The sequence below is a fragment of the Lacihabitans soyangensis genome (assembly GCF_024343775.1).
In the GTDB taxonomy this organism is placed as follows: Bacteria; Bacteroidota; Bacteroidia; order Cytophagales; family Spirosomataceae; genus Leadbetterella; species Leadbetterella soyangensis.
In genome coordinates, this window is record NZ_RJUF01000028.1 from 17,638 (window position 1) to 36,363 (window position 18,726).

The 18,726-nt window shown below is 37.7% G+C and carries 17 protein-coding genes; 7 read left to right on the top strand and 10 right to left on the bottom strand.

Translation table 11 applies throughout. From position 1 onward, the window contains the following. Window positions 1-91: 91 nt before the first annotated feature. From EGI31_RS10600 to EGI31_RS10620, 5 genes are all read right to left on the bottom strand, one after another. On the bottom strand, window positions 92-1,063 hold the full coding sequence (locus tag EGI31_RS10600) for a UDP-glucuronic acid decarboxylase family protein (protein WP_255037207.1): 972 nt from the start codon (window positions 1,061-1,063) through the stop codon (window positions 92-94). A gap of 4 nt (window positions 1,064-1,067) precedes the next feature. Beyond that, window positions 1,068-2,384, bottom strand: coding sequence for a UDP-glucose dehydrogenase family protein (locus EGI31_RS10605; RefSeq protein WP_255037208.1), 1,317 nt, complete (start codon window positions 2,382-2,384; stop codon window positions 1,068-1,070). A gap of 264 nt (window positions 2,385-2,648) precedes the next feature. Further along, window positions 2,649-3,434, bottom strand: a complete 786-nt coding sequence (locus tag EGI31_RS10610) for a DUF3108 domain-containing protein (RefSeq protein WP_255037209.1) — start codon at window positions 3,432-3,434, stop codon at window positions 2,649-2,651. A gap of 135 nt (window positions 3,435-3,569) precedes the next feature. After that, window positions 3,570-4,619, bottom strand: a complete 1,050-nt coding sequence (recA, locus tag EGI31_RS10615; RefSeq protein ID WP_255037210.1) for a recombinase RecA — start codon at window positions 4,617-4,619, stop codon at window positions 3,570-3,572. Window positions 4,620-4,733: 114 nt separating this feature from the next. Beyond that, window positions 4,734-5,321, bottom strand: a complete 588-nt coding sequence (locus EGI31_RS10620) for a 3-keto-disaccharide hydrolase (protein ID WP_255037211.1) — start codon at window positions 5,319-5,321, stop codon at window positions 4,734-4,736. A gap of 93 nt (window positions 5,322-5,414) precedes the next feature. Between EGI31_RS10620 and EGI31_RS10625 the strand changes: the two genes are divergently transcribed. The 4 genes from EGI31_RS10625 to EGI31_RS10640 are packed head-to-tail and all read left to right on the top strand — an operon-like array spanning window position 5,415 to window position 8,551. Further along, window positions 5,415-6,737, top strand: coding sequence for a DEAD/DEAH box helicase (locus EGI31_RS10625; RefSeq protein WP_255037212.1), 1,323 nt, complete (start codon window positions 5,415-5,417; stop codon window positions 6,735-6,737). A 29-nt stretch (window positions 6,738-6,766) separates the two neighbouring features. After that, a complete protein-coding gene (locus tag EGI31_RS10630; protein WP_255037213.1) occupies window positions 6,767-7,231 on the top strand; it encodes a DUF1801 domain-containing protein in 465 nt (154 codons plus the stop codon). Between the two features lie 4 nt (window positions 7,232-7,235). Further along, window positions 7,236-7,700, top strand: coding sequence for an NUDIX domain-containing protein (locus EGI31_RS10635; RefSeq protein WP_255037214.1), 465 nt, complete (start codon window positions 7,236-7,238; stop codon window positions 7,698-7,700). 8 nt (window positions 7,701-7,708) lie between these two features. After that, window positions 7,709-8,551, top strand: coding sequence for a DUF3822 family protein (locus EGI31_RS10640; RefSeq protein WP_255037215.1), 843 nt, complete (start codon window positions 7,709-7,711; stop codon window positions 8,549-8,551). Here the strand turns inward: EGI31_RS10640 and EGI31_RS10645 are convergent, their stop codons facing one another. Continuing rightward, a complete protein-coding gene (locus tag EGI31_RS10645; protein WP_255037216.1) occupies window positions 8,552-8,890 on the bottom strand; it encodes a hypothetical protein in 339 nt (112 codons plus the stop codon). A 117-nt stretch (window positions 8,891-9,007) separates the two neighbouring features. On the opposite strand from EGI31_RS10645, the gene EGI31_RS10650 reads away from it, so the two are divergent. Together EGI31_RS10650 and EGI31_RS10655 are read left to right on the top strand one after the other, a co-directional pair. Continuing rightward, complete coding sequence (locus EGI31_RS10650; RefSeq protein ID WP_255037217.1) at window positions 9,008-9,958, top strand: ribose-phosphate pyrophosphokinase; 951 nt, start codon at window positions 9,008-9,010, stop codon at window positions 9,956-9,958. Window positions 9,959-9,960: 2 nt separating this feature from the next. After that, window positions 9,961-10,530, top strand: a complete 570-nt coding sequence (locus EGI31_RS10655; RefSeq protein WP_255037218.1) for a 50S ribosomal protein L25 — start codon at window positions 9,961-9,963, stop codon at window positions 10,528-10,530. Between the two features lie 105 nt (window positions 10,531-10,635). Here EGI31_RS10655 and EGI31_RS10660 read toward each other — a convergent pair whose 3' ends face one another. The 4 genes from EGI31_RS10660 to topA all read right to left on the bottom strand — a co-directional run bounded on the left by EGI31_RS10660 (window position 10,636) and on the right by topA (window position 15,994). Next, a complete protein-coding gene (locus tag EGI31_RS10660; RefSeq protein WP_255037219.1) occupies window positions 10,636-11,745 on the bottom strand; it encodes a hypothetical protein in 1,110 nt (369 codons plus the stop codon). A gap of 23 nt (window positions 11,746-11,768) precedes the next feature. Next, window positions 11,769-12,131: a hypothetical protein gene (locus tag EGI31_RS10665; RefSeq protein ID WP_255037220.1), complete on the bottom strand. Its 363-nt coding sequence runs from the start codon at window positions 12,129-12,131 to the stop codon at window positions 11,769-11,771. Window positions 12,132-12,536: 405 nt separating this feature from the next. Beyond that, the gene (locus EGI31_RS10670) at window positions 12,537-13,229 is read right to left on the bottom strand and encodes an SIR2 family NAD-dependent protein deacylase (protein ID WP_255037221.1); all 693 of its coding nucleotides are present in this window, start codon (window positions 13,227-13,229) and stop codon (window positions 12,537-12,539) included. A gap of 293 nt (window positions 13,230-13,522) precedes the next feature. Further along, window positions 13,523-15,994, bottom strand: coding sequence for a type I DNA topoisomerase (gene topA / locus EGI31_RS10675; RefSeq protein WP_255037222.1), 2,472 nt, complete (start codon window positions 15,992-15,994; stop codon window positions 13,523-13,525). Between the two features lie 445 nt (window positions 15,995-16,439). Here topA and EGI31_RS10680 point away from each other — a divergent pair, with 445 nt between their 5' ends. After that, entirely contained in the window at window positions 16,440-18,710 is a 2,271-nt protein-coding gene (locus EGI31_RS10680; RefSeq protein ID WP_255037223.1) for an aconitate hydratase, read from the top strand. The last annotated feature ends 16 nt before the right edge of the window (window positions 18,711-18,726 follow it).

The window sequence follows — 18,726 nt, forward strand, 5'->3', positions numbered from 1 at the left end:
TTTGAGGTTGATAAACTTAATCAAAAATATAAAAAAATCCCACAAAGTCGCTCAACCTTGTGGGATATATAAATAGCTTAAATGCTTATTTTCAGAATTCTCTATGAATGGCCTCATCAAAAAGTCTTTCTTTCGGAAGATTTCTAAAATAATCGTAGGTGATTCTTAAACCTTCTGCCCTATCCACTTTTGGTTCCCAGCCCAAAATATCCTTTGCTTTGGTAATATCTGGCTGCCTTTGCTTTGGGTCATCCTTTGGCAAATCTAAATACACCACTTTCTGAGTAGTACCAGTAAGCATAATTATTTCTTCTGCAAAATCCTTGATGGTTATTTCTGATGGATTGCCAATATTCACCGGCTGTGCATAATCAGACATGAGTAATCTGTAAATACCTTCAACCAAATCGTCCACATAACAAAATGATCGTGTTTGTGAACCGTCACCAAAAATTGTAATATCCTCACCACGAAGAGCTTGCCCAATAAATGCTGGCAAAACACGTCCGTCATTCAATCGCATTCTTGGCCCGTAGGTATTAAATATCCGCACGATTCTTGTCTCTACACCATGATAAGTGTGATAAGCCATCGTCATAGCTTCTTGGAATCTTTTGGCTTCGTCGTACACTCCTCTTGGACCTACTGGATTTACATGACCCCAATATTCTTCCGTTTGCGGATGCACTAACGGATCTCCATAAACTTCTGATGTAGAAGCTATTAGTACTCTAGCTCCTTTAACTCTGGCCAATCCCAAACAATTGTGAATACCCAATGAACCCACTTTCAATGTTTGGATCGGTATTTTGAGGTAATCAATTGGACTAGCTGGAGAAGCAAAATGTAATATGTAATCCAACTCGCCCGGAACATGAATAAACTTACTTACATCGTGGTGATAAAACTCGAAATTGGGCAACTTGAACAAGTGCTCAATATTTCTTAAATCACCAGTGATGAGATTGTCCATGGCTATCACATGAAAACCTTCTTTGATAAATCTGTCACAAAGGTGCGAACCCAAAAAACCCGCTCCTCCAGTTATTAATATTCTTTTCATATTTTTAAGATGCTTTTATGGTATCACGCCCGATTGAATAATAGTCATATCCTAACTTAGCCATATCTTTCAATTCGTATAAGTTTCTTCCGTCAAAAATAACTTTGTTTTTAAGAGCTGAACTCAATTTATCAAAATCAGGAGTTCTAAACTCAGGCCACTCTGTCATAATCATCAAAGCATCAGCTCCTTGCACTGCTTCGTATTGACTTGCCGCATATTTAACTTTTTTGCCTATCTCTTTCCTAACATTAGCCACCGCTTCAGGGTCAAACACCACTACCTTCGCTCCTGCTCTTTTCAAGGCCTTGATGTTATACAATGCCGGTGCTTCGCGGATGTCATCGGTATGAGGTTTAAACGCCAAACCCCAAATAGCGATGGTTTTACCTTTCAAATCACCGCCAAAATGTGCCTTTAATTGTGGAATCAATTTGGTTTTTTGACGGTCATTGACGAACATTACCGATTTCAAAATCTTAAAATCATAACCATATTCTTTGGCAGTTTTACCCAATGCTTGTACATCTTTTGGAAAACATGAGCCGCCGTAACCTATACCAGGGAATAAGAATCTTTTACCTATTCTGCTATCTGTACCAATTCCTTTTCTTACGTTATCAACGTCAGCACCAGCCAATTCGCAAAGGTTGGCTATTTCGTTCATAAATGTAATTTTCATAGCCAAAAACGAGTTCGCAGCGTATTTGGTCATTTCAGCCGAACGCTCATCCATAAAAATCACAGGATTTCCTTGGCGAACTAAAGGAGCATAAAGACGTTCCATTATGGCCTTAGCTCTGTCTGATTTTGTACCAATAACTACTCTGTCAGGCTTCATGAAATCATCTACGGCCACACCTTCTCTTAAAAACTCAGGATTCGAAACTACATCATAATCCACTTTCGCATTTTCCGCTATTTTGGCAGAAACCTTCTCAGCAGTCCCAACTGGAACAGTGCTTTTATCAACAATAACGGCATAATGATCTAAAACCTTACCCAAGTTTTCTGCAACTCCAATTATATACTTCAAATCCGCTGAGCCGTCCTCACCTGGAGGTGTAGGTAAAGCCAAAAATATTACCTCAGCGTCTTTTATCCCTTCAACCAAATCTGTGGTAAAGGTCAATCTCCCTTCTTTTCTGTTTCTTTCAAACAAAACCTCCAGACCTGGTTCGTAAATAGTGATTTTACCTTTTCTAAGACTTTCAATTTTCTTTGCGTCAATATCTATACAACTTACATAATTACCAGTTTCAGCAAAGCAGGTCCCTGTAACCAAGCCCACATATCCGGTACCAACAACAGCGATTTTCATATTTTTATAAAATTAATAAATGAAATGTTTTACAAAGGTATTGCAAATGCAATACCTATTTCATTAAATCCACAAAAATCTTACATAATATTTTAAAAATATAGACATTTTAAATGAAAATATTCATTAAGTGCCATATTTTGCATTAGCCATGTAAGGTTTTGAAATAATTGAATAAAATCAAAGTCCAAAAAATGGAAAGAAATTACCATAATTTGAAACTTAAATAAAGAAAAGCCAAGAAGAATAATTGGGAGTTTTGACTTAAGAAACCTTCCAGACAAAAGGATATTTTACTCCTTTGTAGTTTTTGATTTCCATGTCAATTGTGCCAAAAGAAAAATCAACCTCAATTTTAAGAGGAACACGATTTTTATCATCCGAAATCCAGATTCGGATTGCGTTTTCACCTTTGAATAAATCGTTTTTAGGCAGAATAGGATTCAGCTTCAGAACACGCATTTTACCAAATTTGGTATGAACTATACCATGACCTGCAAATTTAATCTTCATTTGGTACAGATCTTCATCAAAAAATAACGGTGCTGAAACGATTTGTCCTACTGTGAATTTTGAAAAATCAATCGTTCGCAAGAAATAATAGCCCGAAATAACATCTTGAATGTTATTGGGCACCTCGAATTTCTTGGATTGCTCTTTCTCTATTTTTACAACTTCATTTTTCTGGTGATCAAAATTCATCACCTGATCTCTTTTATAGCTATTTTCTCTGGCACTGTAGATAAACCTATGCGGCAAAAAAGCCAGTGTATCCACATAACTTCTGTAGGTATTTCTAACTTTAAACACATCGGTCATTCCCGCCGTTTTGCCTAACACATTTACCTTATAACACGGACGATTATTAACCATGTATATTTTTTCATCCACATCAACTTCGGCCTCGCCAATGGTCAAGAAACCATACTTAACTTTATAATCATATGATTCGCCCGCCTTAAAACTATCGTTAGGAATTGTTCTATAATCACCTGCTAAGGTGAAAGAACAAAATATTAAAGCAAGAACTAAGTACTTAATACGCAACATCAAATGAATTGGATTTTGTTAAAAACGCACAAAGTTAAAATTAAATATTTACTCCTTTTGCAAATTCACTAATTTGAAAGAGTCTGAAACAAAAAATGCCTCAAAAGAGGCATTTTAAATATCCAAATAATTCATTTAAGCATCCAAATCTGCTTCACTAACATTTTTATCCATTAAAGCATCAGCATTACCTGCAACAGTTGCTTTAATTTTCTCCTCAATATCAGCCATCAATTCAGGGTTATCTTTTATCAATGCCTTAACAGAATCCCTTCCCTGACCAAGCCGGTTCTCAGCATAAGAAAACCACGAACCCGATTTTTTAACAATATCCAAGTCTACAGCCAAGTCAAGAACTTCGCCTGACTTAGAAATACCCTCACCGTACATAATATCAAATTCAATAACTTTAAAAGGTGGTGCTACTTTATTTTTAACCACCTTCACTTTTGTTCGGTTACCAATTATATTCGCATCATTATCTTTTATTTGACCGATTCTTCTAATATCTATCCTTACTGAAGCATAAAATTTAAGGGCATTTCCACCAGTAGTGGTCTCAGGGCTTCCGAACATTACACCAATCTTGTCTCTCAACTGGTTGATGAATATGCAGCAACAACCAGTTTTGTTGATTGTACCTGTCAGTTTTCTTAATGCCTGAGACATCAAACGTGCTTGCAAGCCCATCTTACTATCTCCCATTTCACCTTCTAACTCGGCTTTAGGTACCAATGCGGCCACGGAGTCAATCACACATATATCTATTGCTCCAGAAGAAATCAAATGCTCAGCAATTTCTAAAGCTTGCTCGCCATAATCTGGCTGAGATATAAGAAGATTTTTGGTATCAATTCCTAATTTTTCAGCATATAATCTATCAAATGCGTGTTCTGCGTCAACAAATGCTGCTATTCCACCTTTTTTCTGTGCTTCTGCTATGGCATGCATGGCAAGAGTGGTTTTACCTGATGATTCTGGGCCGTATATCTCAATGACTCTTCCTTTTGGAAAACCACCAACACCTAAAGCCAAGTCCAAGCCCAATGAGCCTGTTGAAATGACAGGGACATCCATTACCTTGGTGTCGCTGAGCCTCATTACGGTACCTTTTCCGTAAGCTTTGTCTAATTTATCTAATGTAGATTGTAATATTTTAAGTTTATCTGAGCTTTCAGCTGCCATTTCTATTCGTTTAAAGTTTAGTACAAAGTTATATAATATTTTTAGATATTTTCTGCTAAAAAAATTAGCATTAAACACAAGTCACTCATAAAGAAATACTTACAAATCCAATACTCAAAGTTTTGCAATTTTTATTTTCTTCCACTCTACCCTAATACCACCCCCGTCATGTATTTGAAGTGCTATCTTACCGTCAACTTCACCGATGGCTGAATCATTCAGATAAATCATTTGTTTGCCATTAACCCAAGTAGTTACCTCAGTACCTACCACCTTGATTTTCATGGTATTCCATTCGTTCATTTTGACATTGTCAATCTCCTTCGGTGGTTTAATCAACCATCCTCTTTTGTATGATTCGTAAATTCCACCCGAAAAATTTCCCGGAGGAGCTACTTCTGCCTGCCAGCCTGACACTTTGGTCCCCACAATATCAGAGTGAAAAAACACTCCACTGTTACCATTGGCCAAAGGTTTAAACATCAATGTAAGCTCAAAATCTTTGAATTTTTCAGTAGTGGCAAGGTAGCCATAACCTTTGTCGGGACCACTTTCGCAGATAAGATTTTTATTTTCAACGTACCATTTTTCGGTTCCAAATATTTCCCAACCCGACAAATCCTTCCCATTAAAAAGACTTACTGGTTTGGACTTTTGAGCAAAACTAAAGATGGGAATTAACAGAAATAGCAATTTTTTCATTAGATTTATTAAGGTTTAATTTCTTGAAGTCTAAATTTAGGCAAGAAATTTAAATCTAAAAATTACTTTTGTATTTAAATATCAAAATAAGAAATGAAATTCAGTGATTTGAATCTAAACAAGTCTTTACTTAATGCCTTGGAAGACCTAGGTCTAGATTCTCCAACATCCATACAAAGCAAAGTTTTTTCTATCGTAATGTCGGGCAAAGACATGGGTGGAATTGCTCAAACCGGTACAGGAAAGACCCTTGCCTATCTGCTACCTTTAATGCGGATGTGGACCTTCTCAAAGGACAAACTACCTCAAATTGTAGTATTAGTACCTACCAGAGAGTTGGTGGTGCAGGTTTTGGAAACCGCAAAAAAACTAGCCACTTACATAAGTTTTGATGCAGTAGGTGTATACGGCGGGGTGAACATCAAGACCCAGGTGCTTGAATTAGCTCAGGGTTGCGATTTATTGGTTGCCACGCCTGGTAGATTTATTGACCTAGCCGCCAGTGGTGCTTTAAAAGTTAAAAACATCAAAAAACTGGTCATTGATGAATTTGATATGATGCTTGACCTGGGTTTTAGACCTCAGCTCCAAACCATTTTTGACAAAATACCAGAAAAACGTCAAAATTTGCTTTTCTCTGCCACTATTTCGGAGGAAGTGGAGGAATTGCTTGATGAAACCTTCAAGTCACCCGAAATTATTGAGGACGTTGCCGTAGGAACTCCTCATCAAAATATTGAGCAAAGGGCATATTTTATTCCTAATTTCAATACAAAAATTAATTTCCTGGAGGTTCTCCTCGCCAATGATACTCAAATGACCAAGAATTTGGTATTTGTGGGCAACAAAACCTTAGCCGACACCATTTTTGAGGAATTAACCAGACGCGAGGTGGAAAGTATTGATATAATTCATTCTAATAAGTCACAAAACTATAGATTCAGGGCTTTGGAAAGTTTCACAAAAGGCGAAACCCGAACCTTAATAGCCACGGATTTGGGTTCGAGAGGATTAGACATTCCAAAAATCAGTCATGTAATTAATATGGATATTCCTGAAGTGGCGGAGGACTACATTCATAGAATTGGCCGCACTGGCCGAGGAAATGAAAAGGGAATTTCGATAAGTTTTATCACTGAAAAAGAACAAGAGCTGTTTGAAGAAATAGAAACACTGATGAATTATCAGGTGACGATTGGCGAAACGCCAGTTTATCTTGAGATTTCAGACAGTTTGATGTCTTTTGAAATGGAAAAAATAGATATGAAAATTTTGGCTCCCAAGAAAAAGATAGACGTTGGTCCAGCATTTCATGAAAAGGCCGAGAAGAACAAAAAAGTAAACAAAAGAAGAGATATAGAGGCGGAGAAAAAGGCTAAATACGGTAAAGCCTATAAAAAGGAACGAAAATTGTAATCCGATTTCGAAGTAAAACATAAAAAATCATGAAAGTCGAAGCGAAAAATGTTGAAGAGTACATGGAAAATATTGCCGAAAACCATCAGGCCTCGGTAAGAAAACTTCGTGAAATCGTAAAGCTCAACCTCCCGAAAGGTTTTGAAGAAACGATGAACTATGGCATGATTGGCTACGTAGTACCACACGATTTGTATCCTAAAGGTTATCACTGCGACCCAAAATTACCCTTGCCGTTCATGAATATCGCCTCGCAAAAGAACTTTATTGCTTTTTATCACATGGGTATTTATGCCATGCCCGAGCTGTATGCTTGGTTTATGGATGCTTATGCAAAATTAAGTTCGAAGAAAATAGACATGGGTAAAAGTTGTATAAGATTCAAAAAGCCCGAGGATATACCCTTTGAACTACTCGGCGAGTTAGTGAGTAAAGTCTCAGTATCGGAATGGATTTCCGTTTATGAGCTTGCGTTTCGTTCGAATAAAAAATAACCAAATGGGGCATTCAGCAGAAATAAAAGCCATTTATGGAAACAAACTTAGGATACGTGTGTGTGGTATTCTAGAAAATCATGGAAACTATTTATTCGTAAACCATAAAAAACTAAATACGGAAAATATCTTCTGGAATTTCCCCGGTGGCGGAGTTGATGATGGAGAGTCTATTTCGGAAACCTTGGTGAGAGAATTTAAAGAAGAAGTCAATCTAAATGTTTCTATTGAACAATTCTGTTTTTTCAATGAGGTTATTGTCGACACTTTGCACGCCATTGAGTTGTATTTTAAGGTAAAATCAAAGAATTTTGATGCTAAAACAGGACAAGATCCAGAACTAGAGATCATTACCGATCATAAATGGATGACCATAGAGCAGTTTTCCGAACTGCCCACTCATCAGAAACCAGTAGTTTTTTCAAATTTAAAATCTATTAATGATTTAATTAATCGCTTTCAGAACTAAATTTGTTTATGAGTGCTGCCAATATTTTCAAAGTTACCGACGACAGGTTTTCAATAGAGAGAATTGAAGACTATGATTTGTTGATGGAAATCCAGCAAACTAGATTCAAGTTTTTGTTACGCGAAAAAAACAGCAAGACTGTAATCTGGCTCGAGGATCATTATCTTGGTTCGAACAACAGCCCAGAAGTTCTTGAAAAAAAGCTCAAAACGGTCTTCGCTGAGCATGAATTCCTTAAGGCAAATTTTTGGAACAGCATAAGTTTAACCATCGACTTCCCTTGTTTTTGCTCCATTCCTCAGGATTTCTATGACAGTAAACTGGCAAATAATTATTTAAAAATCCAATATCCCGAGTTGATTCCTTCTGAATTTGAAATTGTGAATTTTAAGTTAAATGAGGATTATTTGCTATTCGGAATTCCAAAAAGGACCATTTCTTTTTTTCAAAACTATTACCCGAGTAGACTTATCGCCTATTCAAATTCCCTACTAAACTCCTTGAAGTATTTCCACGGCCATGAGAGAATTCAAAACAAGAATCTTTTAATACTAAATGATGAATGGCTGGAAGCTATCTATAAAGAGCCAAAAACGGGAAACATCAAAACGGAGAAAATTACACTTAAATCAAAAAATCTTCGGGTATTTTTGAATGAAATAGAGACCCAGGGGCAAATAAAAACACTAATTTTTGGAGAAATTACACCTTTTTCGTCCATCTTTAGAATCATAAGAGACAAACTGAAGGCACTAGAATTTGGTGGATTACCAAGAAACATTAAGCTCAGCCAATATTTCTCAGAAATACCAGAACAGCGGTACTTCACGCTGATGAATGTGGATTTTTAATTACTTTCTTCTGCAGTAATCAAAACCATACTGCACCTTTAGATTATAATCAAAAAACTCTATGGCTCTTTGCACGTACTTCGCACGCTTGGCTATGAAATATGGACGCTTTCCTTTAATGTTAACCAACTTGGTATCAACCTTATAAATTGTACCTTCAGGATAATTAGCAATAAACTTGCTTGATATGGCCACTTTTAAATCCTCCGGCACTTGTTGCCCGTTGATGGTTTTGAGCTTCATTTTTTCGGTCTTGGTATCATATAATGCCTCAGCAAAAACGTCAACAAAATAAGATTTGGTAAACTCCGGCACTTCGTCTATTAATGACAACTGCATAAGATTTCTTTTTTATTATAGATTCATTCGCAAAATAATAGCTTTTTTTTGAAATAAAATATGATTGAGAAGTATTTATTTGTACTTTTGCGGAACTTTTCGGAGAAATAAATCAAAATGGCAGAAGTAAAAATATTCTCAGGCACCAATTCCAAATACTTGTCTAGTAAAGTAGCATACTATTATGGAAAAGAACTCGGAAAAATCTCAATTCAGCGTTTTGCTGACAGTGAGATTTCTGTAAATTTTGATGAGTCTGTAAGAGGTTGTGACGTTTTTTTATGTCAGGCAACATTTCCTAACGCAGATAATCTGATGGAATTATTGCTCATGATCGACGCAGCTAGAAGAGCATCAGCACATTATGTTGTGGCGGTTATTCCTTATTATGGTTATGCACGTCAGGACCGCAAAGACAGACCAAGAGTAGCTATTGGAGCTAAATTGGTTGCGAATATGTTGAGAGCAGCTGGTGCAGACAGAATAATGACATTGGACTTACACGCAGGGCAGATTCAAGGCTTCTTCGACATCCCGGTAGATCACCTAGAAGGTACTTCGGTCTTTGTACCTTATTTGAAGACCAAGAACATTGAAAACCTTATCTTTGCATCTCCTGACGTAGGTGGTGTATCGAGAGTTAGAAAATTTGCAAGTTATTTTGAGGCTGATATTGTGATTTGTGACAAACAAAGGAAAAAAGCCAACGAAATAGCTGGAATGCAACTGATTGGTGACGTGAAAGATGCCAACGTTGTTTTGGTGGACGACATGATTGACACGGGTGGAACGATTTGTAAAGCTGCGGAGCTGATTATGGAAAAAGGAGCTAAATCGGTGAGAGCAATATGTACCCATGCAGTTTTGTCGCACAAGGCACATGAAAATATCAACAATTCGGTTTTTGAGGAAGTAATTGTTTCGGATTCTATTCCATTGAAACAAGACAACCCAAAAATCAAAGTCATTTCGGTAGCTGAGCTTTTCGCACATGCTATTGGGAGAATAAGAGACAACGGATCTATTAGTTCATTATTTATAAATTATCAACATCAAATTACATTTTAATTATGAAAGTAACTGAGATTGTAGGGTTTAAAAGAGCGAATCTCGGTCGTCAGGCTGCTCAAGAATTACGTGCTGAAGGCATGGTTCCTGGTATTCTGTATGGCGGAGAAGAGCAAATATCATTTTATGCACCTGCTTACCTGTTCCGTCCATTGATTTTCACTACAGAAGCGTATGAAGTGAAACTGACGATTGATGGCAAATCGTATACGGCGATTCTTCAAGACAAGCAATTCCACCCAGTAAATGACCTTTTGGTTCATGTGGACTTGTTAGAAATCACTCCTGATAAAATTATCACTACTTACATTCCTATCAAATTGACTGGGACTGCAATCGGTGCTAAGCAAGGGGGTAAATTGGTTCAAACATTGAGAAAACTCCGTGTAAAAGGACCAGCTAAGGCTATTCCAAATTTTGTAAACTTAGACGTTACAGACCTAGGACTAGGAAAAGCAATCAAAGTTAAAGCAATTGATCTACCAGAATTAACCATCTTGGATTCAGAGGCTAACCCAGTAGCAAGTGTGACTATCCCACGTGCATTGAGAGGTACTTTGCAAGCATCTTAAGTAATTTATTGCTTAGAAATATGGAAAGAGCCCCAAAACGGGGCTCTTTTTTTATTACGTCTACTTACGGCTTCTGATATTCTGATTTTTAAAATGTGAATCAATTTATTTTGTCGGAACATTGATTGCCACTAACTCCACCTGAATCGTATAATCAACGGTATCCAAACCACTCGAGTAGTTAATAGTACTCGAAAAGGTTTTGATAGAGTTTAGGGTTAAATCTGAGAGATGGATGGTAAAATTCCCTATCGGATCAGAATCATTTCCAACAGAATCGGAGTCAAAAAGATTTACCTGGACGCTAGAATTAAACCATACTGAACGCCCACAATGCCATACATCACCGCCTTGCATGGACATGTAATCATATGTTGGGTAGTAATAATTTTTACCCTCACCATCAGCCTGAAAATTGAAATAAACCTCATTGGCGTTACCTATACCATCGGATTGAGTATTATTGCATGTAACACTTTTAATAATCAGAAAATTACTCTTGCGAGGTTGATAAGCGGGCTTCAAAAAACCATCATCATTGCCAGATTGTGAACCAATGATAAATGTATAACATTCCTGCTCGTCAATTCCGTCCTCTTCACCAAAAGCAATTTCTATCGTCACTCCCAATATATCGTCGTCATCCTCGCCCTTGTAAACTACTTTGCCAGCAAGTTCACCCAGAATTCCACCATCAGCTTCGGTTGCCCAAGCGTATCCACCTAAGTCAGATGGTGCATTGGCCCATAAACCAAACTGTACGCCAACCAAGGCTCCTTCGTCGATGCCTTCATCCAACCCCACCGTGATAAATTCAGAAGAAGCCAGCCCCTTGTTGTCACCAATACCTATGGCAAAACCTATCGTAGCTGTAATCCCAATTATTAATTCGGCCTCAATATTTAAACCGATCGAAAAACTTCCTGCATCCAAGCCTTCCTCCTCCAAAAGCTTTTTCAAAAGTTGGAATGCTTCGCTATCTAAGATTCCACTAATTTTTTGTTGCACTCCATTGAGATCTGATTTATTGATATCAGCTTCGAGCATTTTTCCTTCGGGAGTTGTTGAATATTCTTTCCAAGCCTTCACTGCCTCCTCAAATATCTTTTTCTTACTTTCCGAAATCTCAACCTTTTTTGGTTTACCAGTTCCTTTTTTAAATCCTTGTACCACCTCGGCATAAGGCGATAATTCTACACTTATCTGATTGTTCATGACTACGAGCTTTTATATTGTTTTTAACTAAGAAGGTTGTAAGAAACCGAATAATTTGCCCCATTTCTGTTGGTCAATTGAATAGTACCTAACCCTAGGCCTAAAGTTCCCGCCGCGAAATCAATGCTTTGGAGATAAGTTGCCAAGTTCGGATCATAACTCAAATCCTCATCCCATAGAGTTACCAATACTTCATAATCGTAATTTAGGGTTTGATTTACGGCCCAGGTGTCCCCTGAACTCATAGGGTGATTAACATTGATACCAGCTGGAATGCGAATTGGAAGCCCCGCATCACTCTGACAAATTAGGTAGACTTCGTCATGACCTGACTCAGAAGTACCATGGCACTGAATGTTTGTGATTGTAATTGAATGTTTACTCATAAGAATAATAGTTTAAATTGAAGAATACTTTTAAAAAACTTTTGAAACATTCGGTTATACTTTTGACGTTACTTGAGGCAAAGAATATTGCTCGTTAAAAACAACATCATAGTATTTCTAGAAGAATTTAACAATAATAAAGTGTCAAACTTTCAAGCTAAATGCGAATGAACATCACAAAAATGGGAAGAAGTAATAAACCTGATATGGGTAAAAATACGGGTTTAGAAAAACGGATATTTTAGACCGTACCGTTCAATAATTTTTTAATTTGTAAAATGCTGATTATAAGGAAATAAAATACCTCAAAATCAAAAGAAGTAAAAAAATAAGAGAGTTGATTAAAGTTGGCAGTGATTACAAACGTGGTATTTTGAGTGAATAATGTTGTGGATCTTATAGAAATCAAATATTCAAAAGTCGGTATTTCAACTCTTGCAAACCCTCTACTGCAGTTTTTAGAATAAATTCAACATTTTTGGTGCTAAATGAATAGCTGGGTAAGGATGGATCAACAACATATTTTTGTACATCATTACCAACATATCCAACCAAACCCGCAGCAGGATAAACTTGAAGACTAGTTCCAACCACAATAAAAATTTCAGCATTTAAGCAAATATCTGCTGCCATCTCTATCATGGGAACCATTTCGCCAAACCAAACTATATGTGGTCGAAGCTGACCACCGTCTTCGGCAGTTTCACCCAACTTTATGGACTTTCCTCCTATTTCATAAACTAAATCCTCATTTTTTACACTTCTAACTTTTGAAAGTTCACCATGTAAGTGCAAAACATTCGTTGAGCCCGCTTTTTCGTGTAATCCATCCACATTTTGGGTAATTATTTGGACATCAAAGTACTCCTCTAATTCAGCCAAAATTTGATGGCCTCTATTGGGTTGAGCTTCAGCGGCTTGTTTTCTTCTTTCATTGTAAAAATCAAGAACAATTTGTGGATTCTTGGCCCAACCTTCTGGTGTAGCCACGTCTTCTATTCTATAATTTTCCCACAAACCATTGGAGTCTCTGAAGGTTTTCAGCCCACTTTCGGCACTCATGCCCGCTCCTGTTAGGACTACTAATTTCTTACTCATAATTTCCTTGCATATATTTTTACACTGAGTTTCACTGAGATTTCTTTTTTATTCACTTTACGTTTTAAAGTTTCACAGAGTTTTTCGCTTCGCTTGTTTTCCCACATTATTGTTCTAAACTATGTTCTCTATACTTCTATGTGTTTAATAATTAACACAAAGAGTCTTAGAGTTTTACACACAGTAAAACAGATTATTTTGTTTGTAAAAATAAAGATTTGTTCTTGATTCTTAGTGAAAAGATCATAAAAAAAGCACCGAATTTCAGTGCTTTTATACTTTTTAATTGTCTCTTAGGCTTCTGCCAACTTTAAGCAATCTTCGAGTGTAAGTTCCTCAGGAACAGTGCCCTTTGGTATTTTTACATTTCTTTTTCCAACCTGAATATATGGGCCGTATCTACCATTCAATACCTTCACCTTATCGTTTTCAGGATACTCTCTGATGATTTTTTTGGCTGCTGCTTCCTTTTGTTCTTTAATGATTTCAACTACTCGTTTATCGTCAATAGTCAATGGGTCCTCCGTTTTGCCTATATTATAATAAACTGCTCCGTGTTTAATGTAGGGACCAAATCGACCCTTATTTATCACCACTGCTTGTCCTTCATACTCGGCCATATCACGAGGAAGAGAGTTGTCCGAGCCACTTAATCTTGCCTCAATAATCTCAATCGCTCTTTCTTTGGTAATGGACAAAGGGTCCTCCCCTTTTTCAAGGTTGATATATTTACCATTATATAGCACATAAGGGCCATAACGTCCTTCGTTAACCACTATGGCATTGCCTTCATACAGACCTAACTCCAAAGGTAGCTTTGGACCCTGTAAGATAGCCAAGGCTTCTTCAAAGGTCATACTTGATATCATCGTACCTTTTTTGATAGAAACGAAAGCTGGTTTGTCCTCATCCGTGGCTTCGCCAACTTGCAAATAAGGACCAAATTTACCAATCTTAGCAAATATTTTTTTGCCTGATTCTGGATCTACACCAAGTTCGTAAGAACCTGCAGCCTTGGCACCGTTTTCACCCGTAGCTTCTTCGATTTTATTATGAAAATCATTGTAAAAATTCGCAATCATTTTTTGCCAAGGCACTTTTCCTTCGGCAACCTCGTCAAATTCGTTCTCTACCTTGGCCGTGAATTTGTAGTTCAATACATCCTCGAAATTCTCAACCAGATAGTCGTTAACGATTATACCTAAGTTAGTTGGAAACAATTTCGCTTTTTCTGTACCGTAATTTTCGGAACCAACAGAACTATTAATTTGTCCATCTTTCAACAAAAACTCTTTGAAATCTCTCTGAAAACCAGGTCTATCTTCTTTGACTACATATTCTCTACGAATAACTGTTGAAATAGTAGGTGCGTAGGTAGAAGGACGACCAATGCCCAATTCCTCCAGTTTCTTCACCAAACTTGCTTCCGTATATCTGGCTGGCGGTCTTGTAAAACGCTCTGTGGCTTTCATGTGAATCAGATTTAAGCTCTGACCAACCGAAAGTGGCGGCAACATATCCTTGTTTTCTTCATCCTCATCGTCTGATGATTCCAGATATACTTTCAAGAACCCTTCAAACTTAATAACCTCACCAGAAGCAGTTAGCTCCTCAGGTCTTGTAGAAATCGAAATCTTTGCAATGGTTCTTTCGATAATTGCCTCGGACATTTGCGAAGCAATCGCTCTTTTCCATATCAAATCGTACAAACGCTTCTCGTTTCTCTCTGAACCGGCATCAGTAACCGCAAAATCAGTTGGCCTTATGGCCTCGTGAGCTTCTTGTGCCGATTTATCTTTTGTTTTAAATACTCTTGGCTTCGAAAACTTCTCACCATAAGCACTGATTATCTGACCTTTTGCGTTTTCCATGGCTTCAGACGAAAGACTTGTGGAGTCTGTTCTCATATAGGAAATCTTACCAGATTCATAAAGTTTCTGAGCCAAAGTCATGGTTTGAAGTACGGAGAAGCCCAATTTTCTAGAGGCTTCTTGTTGCAGAGTAGAAGTGGTGAAGGGTGCTGCTGGGCTTTTCGTAGTTGGTTTAACCTCTAGGCCTGCAATAGCATAAACCGCTGGTAAACAATCTTGTAAAAACTTCTCGGCGTCTGCTTCTTTCTCAAAATTCTTGCTCAATTCTGCTGAAAGAACCTTATTTTTCTCTACTAAAAAATGAGCTACTACTTTGAAAGATGATTTAGAGTCAAAAGTCTCAATTTCACGCTCTCTTTCGACTACAATTCTAACAGTAACAGATTGAACCCTACCCGCCGAAAGGTTTTTCCTATCTCCTGCTCTTATTTTTTTCCAAAGAACTGGTGAAAGTTGAAAGCCCACCAATCTATCCAATATACGTCTGGCCTGCTGAGCATTTACCAAATCTATATCTATGGTTCTTGGGATTTCTATGGCTTTGTTTATCGCATTCTTGGTGATTTCTCTAAAAACAATCCTTTTTGTGTCATCGCCCAAACCAAGGGCTTCTTTTAAGTGCCAAGAAATGGCCTCTCCCTCGCGGTCATCATCGGTCGCTAGCCAAACTTCTTTACCAGCGGCTAGTTTTTTGAGTTCATTTACAACTTTAATCTTGTCGCCTGAAATCTGATAGGTCGGTTGAAATTCCTTATCTACATCAACTCCAAGCTCCTTTTCGGGCAAATCCCGGATATGACCAAAACTCGATTTTACAATAAAATCACTACCCAAATATCCTTCGATGGTTTTGGCTTTAGCTGGGGACTCAACAATTACGAGGTTTTTAGACATATATAGATCTTTGTAATGAAATACGTATTTTAATCAGCAAAATAAGTACAATAAAGCCAGTAAAAGAAAATTTTTTTCCAAAATCGGTCTTTCCAACCGCTTCATTCGAAAACTTCTCAACAAAAAAAGACATTTAAATACTATAAATGGTTAACAAAAAATTAGGGAAAGTTTTAGCTCGTGAATCTTGAAATATTCCTATTTATCTATTTTCTCAAAAAACACTTTTTGAAAAAAAAGCATATCAACTCCGAACTTTTCCTATTTCCAACTTTTTTTTCTTGCGAGCCAAGACTTCTCAAACCTTTAACTATCAAAACTTTACAAATGATTAAACTTCTCAAAGGTGGCTTTGTTCGAAATAAATAAAAAAAATCCTATTTCGAATTAAAAATCAATTTGTATTTTTGACAAATTAAAATTCAATTTTAAAATTTATATACTGATGAAAGTATTTGATTTGGACATGATAAAAGCTGCATACGCTCGCATGCCTGAGAGAGTAGAAGCCGCCAAAAAGTTATTGGGAAGACCAATGACCCTTGCCGAAAAGATTTTGTATTCACACTTGTGGGACAACTTAGGAGGAAAGCCTTTTGAAAGAGGTACTGATTATGTTGACTTTGCCCCAGACCGCGTGGCTATGCAGGATGCAACGGCTCAAATGGCACTTTTGCAATTTATGCAAGCACAAAGAGAGAAAGTAGCGGTTCCCTCTACTGTACACTGCGACCACTTGATTCAAGCGAAAGTAGGTGCAACAGAAGACTTAAAGATTGCCAACGAATCAAATAAAGAAGTTTATGACTTCCTTTCTTCCGTTTCAAATAAATACGGATTAGGTTTCTGGAAACCAGGTGCGGGTATCATCCACCAAGTAGTTTTAGAAAACTATGCATTCCCGGGTGGTATGATGATCGGTACTGACTCACACACGCCAAATGCAGGTGGATTAGGTATGATAGCCATCGGTGTGGGTGGTGCTGATGCTTGTGACGTAATGGCTGGCTTACCTTGGGAACTAAAAATGCCAAAACTAATAGGTGTTAAATTAACAGGATCACTAAAAGGATGGGCTTCTGCGAAGGACGTAATTCTTGAAGTGGCTGGTAGATTAACAGTAAAAGGTGGAACAGGTGCGATAGTAGAATATTTCGGTACTGGTGCAGACAAGCTTTCAGCCACTGGTAAAGGAACTATCTGTAATATGGGTGCTGAGATTGGTGCTACCACCTCGGTATTTGGTTTTGACAAAAAAATAGCAAAATATCTAACAGCAACAGGCCGTAGAAATGTAGCCATAGCTGCTGGAAGAATTAAAGAATATTTAAGACCAGATCAAGAATGTATCGACAATCCTGAGGCTTACTATGACCAAGTTATAGAAATTAACTTGTCGAAATTGGAGCCGAGAATCAATGGTCCTTTCACACCAGATTTGGCTTGGCCGCTTTCTAAATTTGCTGCTGCTGTTAAGAAAAACAACTGGCCAGCAAAATTGGATGTAGGTTTGATAGGTTCATGTACCAACTCTTCTTATGAGGACATGACCAGAGCGGCGTCTATAGCGAACCAAGCTGCCGAGAAACATATCAAAGCGAAAGCAGAGTACACCATAACTCCAGGTTCGGAATTGGTAAGATTTACTGCCGAAAGAGATGGTTTATTGGCTACTTTTGATAAAATCGGTGGTGTGGTATTGGCCAACGCTTGCGGACCTTGTATCGGTCAGTGGGCACGTCATGGTGCTGAAAAAGGTGAAAGAAACTCTATCATCACTTCCTTCAACCGTAACTTTGCAAAAAGAGCTGACGGTAACCCAAATACGCACGCATTTGTGGCCTCGCCAGAAATCGTTACCGCATTTGCTATAGCTGGAGATTTGACTTTCAACCCAGCCAAGGATACTTTGACCAACGAAAAAGGTGAACAAGTAAGATTGGATCCACCATTGGGCATCGAATTGCCACCATTGGGCTTTGATGTTTTGGATGCAGGTTATCAAAAACCAGCGAGAAGCGGTAAAAATGTTAAAGTTAAAGTTAGTCCAAAATCTGACAGATTACAGTTATTGGCACCATTTACCAAATGGGAAGGAACAGACCTTAAAGGCCTGAAACTTCTGATTAAAGCGAAAGGAAAATGTACAACTGACCACATCTCTATGGCAGGCCCTTGGTTGAAATTCCGTGGACACTTGGACAATATCTCAAATAACCTTTTGATTGGTGCTGTAAACTTTGCTAACGAAGCTACAAACAAAGTTAAAAACCAATTGACTGGCGAATATGGCGAAGTACCAGCAGTACAAAGAGCATATAAAGCTGCTGGCATTGGTTCAATAGTGGTAGGTGACGAAAACTATGGTGAAGGTTCATCAAGAGAGCACGCAGCTATGGAGCCACGTCATTTGGGCGTAAGAGCTATCCTTGTGAAATCGTTTGCACGTATTCATGAGACTAACCTGAAGAAACAAGGTATGTTGGCTTTGACATTTGCTAATCCTGCAGATTATGACAAAATCAAAGAAGATGACACACTAGACATAGTAGGTTTGACAACCTTCGCTCCAGGAAAATCGTTGAAAGTCGTGGCAAACCACATTGACGGTTCAAAAGACGAAATCGTTGTAAATCATACCTATAACGATGCTCAAATCGGCTGGTTCAAAGCTGGTGCAGCATTAAATATCATTGCAGAACAAGCTGGAAAATAATATTTCTTGGTTTGTT

What these genes read in the sequence shown, in the direction of transcription:
- EGI31_RS10650 (WP_255037217.1), top strand. Translation starts at nt 9,008, where the DNA reads ATGGCAGAAGTAAAAATATTCTCAGGCACCAATTCCAAATACTTGTCT.
- EGI31_RS10635 (WP_255037214.1), top strand. Translation starts at nt 7,236, where the DNA reads ATGGGGCATTCAGCAGAAATAAAAGCCATTTATGGAAACAAACTTAGG.
- EGI31_RS10665 (WP_255037220.1), bottom strand. Translation starts at nt 12,131, where the DNA reads ATGAGTAAACATTCAATTACAATCACAAACATTCAGTGCCATGGTACT.
- EGI31_RS10655 (WP_255037218.1), top strand. Translation starts at nt 9,961, where the DNA reads ATGAAAGTAACTGAGATTGTAGGGTTTAAAAGAGCGAATCTCGGTCGT.
- EGI31_RS10600 (WP_255037207.1), bottom strand. Translation starts at nt 1,063, where the DNA reads ATGAAAAGAATATTAATAACTGGAGGAGCGGGTTTTTTGGGTTCGCAC.
- EGI31_RS10670 (WP_255037221.1), bottom strand. Translation starts at nt 13,229, where the DNA reads ATGAGTAAGAAATTAGTAGTCCTAACAGGAGCGGGCATGAGTGCCGAA.
- EGI31_RS10625 (WP_255037212.1), top strand. Translation starts at nt 5,415, where the DNA reads ATGAAATTCAGTGATTTGAATCTAAACAAGTCTTTACTTAATGCCTTG.
- EGI31_RS10640 (WP_255037215.1), top strand. Translation starts at nt 7,709, where the DNA reads ATGAGTGCTGCCAATATTTTCAAAGTTACCGACGACAGGTTTTCAATA.
- recA (WP_255037210.1), bottom strand. Translation starts at nt 4,619, where the DNA reads ATGGCAGCTGAAAGCTCAGATAAACTTAAAATATTACAATCTACATTA.
- EGI31_RS10620 (WP_255037211.1), bottom strand. Translation starts at nt 5,321, where the DNA reads ATGAAAAAATTGCTATTTCTGTTAATTCCCATCTTTAGTTTTGCTCAA.
- EGI31_RS10605 (WP_255037208.1), bottom strand. Translation starts at nt 2,384, where the DNA reads ATGAAAATCGCTGTTGTTGGTACCGGATATGTGGGCTTGGTTACAGGG.
- EGI31_RS10645 (WP_255037216.1), bottom strand. Translation starts at nt 8,890, where the DNA reads ATGCAGTTGTCATTAATAGACGAAGTGCCGGAGTTTACCAAATCTTAT.
- EGI31_RS10630 (WP_255037213.1), top strand. Translation starts at nt 6,767, where the DNA reads ATGAAAGTCGAAGCGAAAAATGTTGAAGAGTACATGGAAAATATTGCC.
- EGI31_RS10680 (WP_255037223.1), top strand. Translation starts at nt 16,440, where the DNA reads ATGAAAGTATTTGATTTGGACATGATAAAAGCTGCATACGCTCGCATG.
- topA (WP_255037222.1), bottom strand. Translation starts at nt 15,994, where the DNA reads ATGTCTAAAAACCTCGTAATTGTTGAGTCCCCAGCTAAAGCCAAAACC.
- EGI31_RS10610 (WP_255037209.1), bottom strand. Translation starts at nt 3,434, where the DNA reads ATGTTGCGTATTAAGTACTTAGTTCTTGCTTTAATATTTTGTTCTTTC.
- EGI31_RS10660 (WP_255037219.1), bottom strand. Translation starts at nt 11,745, where the DNA reads ATGAACAATCAGATAAGTGTAGAATTATCGCCTTATGCCGAGGTGGTA.